At 62.1% G+C, this 4,391-nt stretch carries 4 protein-coding genes; all 4 read right to left on the bottom strand.

The features are described from left to right. Positions 1-4: 4 nt before the first annotated feature. The gene (locus A6U86_RS27705) at positions 5-1,120 is read right to left on the bottom strand and encodes an ABC transporter ATP-binding protein (RefSeq protein ID WP_068398089.1); all 1,116 of its coding nucleotides are present in this window, start codon (positions 1,118-1,120) and stop codon (positions 5-7) included. 5 nt (positions 1,121-1,125) lie between these two features. Then, complete coding sequence (locus A6U86_RS27710; protein ID WP_068398092.1) at positions 1,126-2,091, bottom strand: carbohydrate ABC transporter permease; 966 nt, start codon at positions 2,089-2,091, stop codon at positions 1,126-1,128. Further along, positions 2,088-3,032 (bottom strand): carbohydrate ABC transporter permease, encoded by a 945-nt coding sequence (locus A6U86_RS27715; protein WP_068398095.1) that lies wholly within the window; start codon positions 3,030-3,032, stop codon positions 2,088-2,090. Before A6U86_RS27715 ends, A6U86_RS27710 begins: the two co-directional genes overlap by 4 nt. Positions 3,033-3,114: 82 nt before the next feature. Then, the gene (locus tag A6U86_RS27720; RefSeq protein ID WP_068398097.1) at positions 3,115-4,377 is read right to left on the bottom strand and encodes an ABC transporter substrate-binding protein; all 1,263 of its coding nucleotides are present in this window, start codon (positions 4,375-4,377) and stop codon (positions 3,115-3,117) included. Positions 4,378-4,391: the final 14 nt, after the last annotated feature.

A 4,391-nucleotide genomic window follows, 5' to 3' on the forward strand; every position in this document is an offset into this window, starting at 1 on the left:
CCCCTCAAGCTATTCTTGCTTGGGTTTTGGGATCGAAGAAGACGGTTTTATCGAGGTTGAATGCGAGGCGAGCGTTCTGGCCGGCCTGGATGCGGACGTCGGCGCGCAGGCGGGCGACGACTTCCTTGCCGCCGAGCTTGATGACGGCGAAGGTGTCGGAGCCGGCGGGCTCGACCACTTCGATGAGGCAATCGTTTTCGGAGACGGTCTTGGCATTGCGGTCGGCGCCGTCGGGGTCGGTCAGTGCCTCGGGGCGAATGCCGAAGACGACGGCACGGCCGTCATGGGCCTCGAGCTGCTCGCGCCCGGCGGCAATCGGCAGCCGGATCAGCTCGCCATCGCCGCGCGCCAAGGAGACGGACAGGCCGTTGCTGCCCTTTTCGATGGTGCCGGAGAGCAGGTTCATGGCGGGTGAGCCCATGAAGTCGGCGACGAACATGTTGGCGGGATTGTTGTAGATCTCGGCCGGTGAGCCGAACTGCTGCAGCACGCCATCCTTGAGAACGGCGATCTTGGTTGCCAGCGTCATGGCCTCGATCTGGTCATGGGTGACATAGACGATGGTGGTCTTCATGCGTTCGTGCAGGCGCTTGATCTCGGTGCGCATGTCGACGCGCAGCTTGGCATCGAGATTGGACAGCGGCTCGTCGAACAGGAAGAGCTTTGGATCGCGCACGAGCGCACGGCCCATGGCGACGCGCTGGCGCTGGCCGCCCGATAGCTGGCTCGGCTTGCGATCGAGCAGATGGCTGATCTGCAGCACCTTGGCGACCTCGTCGATCGCCTTCTTGCGCTCGTCGGCGGGCACGCCGCGCATCTCCATGCCAAAGGCGATGTTGCCGGCAACCGTCATGTTCGGATAGAGCGCATAGCTCTGGAACACCATGGCGATATCGCGCTTGGAGGGATGCAGGCCGGCGATGGAGCGTCCGTCGACGCGGATGTCGCCGTCGCTGATGGCTTCAAGGCCGGCAATGGTGTTGAGCAGGGTGGACTTGCCGCAGCCGGAGGGTCCGACGAGGACGAGGAAGCCGCCCTTCTCGAGCTCGAGATCGATGCCCTTGAGGATGTCGACGGCGCCATAGCGCTTCTTCAGTCCGGAAATTTCTAGAAAGGCCATGGCTGTTATCCTTTGACTGCGCCCGCCATCAGACCGCGCACGAAATAGCGGCCAGCGAGAATGTAGACGATGAGCGTGGGGACGGCGGCGATCATGGCGGCGGCCATGTTGACGTTGTATTCGACCACGCCGGTCGAGGTGTTGACGACATTGTTGAGCGCGACGGTCATCGGCATGGCATCGCCGGTGCCGGCATAGGCGGACGCAAACAGGAAGTCGTTCCAGATATTGGTGAACTGGTAGATGACGGTGACGACGATGATCGGCAGCGAGCTTGGCAGCATGATGCGGCGGAAGATCTGGAAGAAGCCGGCGCCGTCGACCTGGGCGGCCCTGACCAGCTCGGTCGGAAAGGCCTCGTAGTAGTTGCGGAAGAACAGCGTGGTGAAGCCGAGGCCGTAGACGACGTGGACGAAGACCAGGTTGACGGTGGAATTGCCGAAGCCGAAGCTAAACCCCGTGGCATCCTGCAGGGTGACGCCGAAGCGGCCGAGCGTGCCGAGGATGGTCGCCATCGGCAGAAGCACCGACTGGAACGGAATGAAGCAGGCAAACAGCATCAGGCCGAACACCAGCGTATGGCCGGGAAAGCGCCACTTGGTCAGCACATAGCCGTTAAGCGCACCAAGGATGGTCGAGATCGCCACGGCCGGCACCACCATTTTGATGGAGTTCCAGAAGTAGCCCTTGATGCCGGCGCAGGTGAGGCCGACGCAGGTCTCGCCCCAGGCCTTCAGCCAGGGATCGAAAGTGGGAGACTTGGGCAGCGCCAGCATGTTGCCGTTCTGGATCTCGTCCATGGTCTTGAACGAGGTGACGAGCATGACGAAGAGCGGCGCGAGATAGAACAGCGCAAACAGGAACAGCAGGCCGTAGATGATGACCCGGCTGACCCAGCGGCCGCGATTGGCGCGATGGGTGGGGTTGTCGTGCGGCGCCAGGCCGGCTGTGGAGGTGGCAACGGAGCTCATCGCGCCTTCTCCTTCAGTTCGGAATAGAGATAGGGAACGATGATGGCCGAGATGGTCATCAGCATGATCACGGCGCTGGCCGAGCCGACGGCCATCTCATTGCGCTTGAAGGTGTATTCATACATGAAGTTGGACGGCAGCCAGGCCGAGCCGCCGGGGCCGCCCGAGGTCAGCGCCACCACCAGATCGTAGGACTTGATCGCCATATGGGCGAGCACGATGAAGGCGGAGAGGAATACCGGGCGCAGCAGCGGAATGATGATGCGGCGATAGAGCTGCAGCGGCGAGGCGCCATCGATCTGCGCCGCCTTCATGATCTCGCTGTCGATACCGCGCAAGCCGGCCAGGAACATGGCCATGATGAATCCGGAGGCCTGCCAGACACCGGCGATGACGACGGTGTAGATGACGAAGTCCTTGTTCTTGATCCAGTCGAAGTGAAAGCTGGTCCAGCCGAACTGATGCAATGTCTGCTCAAGGCCGAGACCCGGATCGAGGAACCACTTCCAGGCGACGCCCGTGACGATGAAGGAGAGCGCCATCGGATAGAGGAAGATCGGCCTGAGGATGCCCTCGCCGCGGATCTTCTGGTCGAGCAGGATCGCCAGCAGCAGGCCGAGCGCCAGGCAGATGAAGATATAGAGGAAGCCGAAGATCCCCATATTGACGATCGAGGTGTACCAGGAGGATGGCGGATCGTTCTCGAAGGTCCAGCGCCAGAGGCGCTGATAGGCGCGTGCGCCCGTCAGGTCATAGGAGGGGAAGGTCTTGGAATTGGTGAAGGACAGGTAGACGGTCCACAGAATGAAGCCGTAGACGAAGACCAGCGTGATGGCGAAGCTTGGCGCAAGCACGATCCTGGGTAGCGCGTCCTGCAGGCGCGCGCGGAATGAAACCGCCGGCCGCGCCGGTACCGGTTCCCTTGTTGCAATTGAACTCATGAGGTTCATCTCCTCCCCGAGGTATGGCCTGCCGTCAGAGGCTTCCCCGCTCAGGCGGGAAAGCCGTTCTCAAGATCCGCTATCAGCGTGCGTCGTCGATCGCCTGGACGAGCTGGGTGACAGCTTCGTCGGAGGACTTGATCTGGCCGTGGACGAATTTGGAGACCACGTCCTTATAGGCATTGGCGATTGCCGGAGGTGCGCCATAGCCCTGGGCGAGCGAGCCGAACAGCGTGCCGCCTTCATTGGCGTGCTTCAGGTCGGCAATGCCCTTCTTGCCGCAGGCGTCAAACGCGGTGTCCGGCACGTCGGTGCGGGAGGGAACCGAGCCCTTGACGACGTTGAAGGCCGACTGGAAGCTCTTCGACAGGGTTGCGGTTGCCAGCGCTACCTGGGCGGCCTTGCGGTCGGCGGGAACGTTGAACATGCCGAACATGTCGGAGTTGTAGATCACGCTGCCTTCGGTGCCGGGGAAGCGGTAGCACAGATAGTCGGTGTTCGGGGTCTTCTTGGCGGCGACGAATTCGCCCTTGGCCCAGTCGCCCATGACCTGCACGAGGGCATCACCCTTGATGACCATGGCGGTGGCAAGGTTCCAGTCGCGGCCCGAGAAGTTCGGGTCGACATACTTGGTGATCTTGGCCAGGTTATCGAAGGACTTCTTCATCGTGTCGGACTTCAGCGAGGCCTCGTCGAGGTCGTTGAAGGCCTTCTTGTAGAATTCCGGACCGCCGGTCGACAGCACGATCGAATCGAACATCGTCGCTTCCTGCCAATCCTGACCGCCGAGTGCCAGCGGCACGACGCCGGCAGCCTTGGCCTTGTCGAGCAGCGCGATCAGGTCATCAAACGTCTTGGGCTGGGTGCCGCCGATCTTGTCCATGACGGCCTTGTTGATCCACAGCCAGTTGACGGAGTGGACGTTGACCGGGGCTGCGACCCACTTGCCCTTGTAGACGGCGAACTTCTGCAGCGCCTTTGGAACCGACTTGTCCCAGCCTTCCTTCTTGGCGGTCTCGGTCAGGTCGCCCATCACGCCTTCCTGGGCATAATCGAGCACGGTATAGCCGAGCATCTGCGAGGCGGTCGGATAATTGCCGGCGGCAACCATCGCCTTCAGCGCCGTCATGGCCGCATCGCCGCCACCGCCGGCAACCGGAACGTCCTTCCAGGCATAGCCTTCCTTGGACAGATCCTGCTTCAGCACGTTCAACGCCGCAGCCTCGCCGCCAGACGTCCACCAGTGCAGCATCTGCACTTCCTTAACATCCGCCGCACGCGCTCCAGCCGCTGCACCGGCAACCGCCAGCGCTACCAGAGCACTCGTCGTCATCAGTCTACGCATGGTCTTCCTCCCAA

Origin of the sequence: Rhizobium sp. AC27/96, assembly GCF_001692325.1 — a bacterium.
In the GTDB taxonomy this organism is placed as follows: domain Bacteria; phylum Pseudomonadota; class Alphaproteobacteria; order Rhizobiales; family Rhizobiaceae; genus Rhizobium.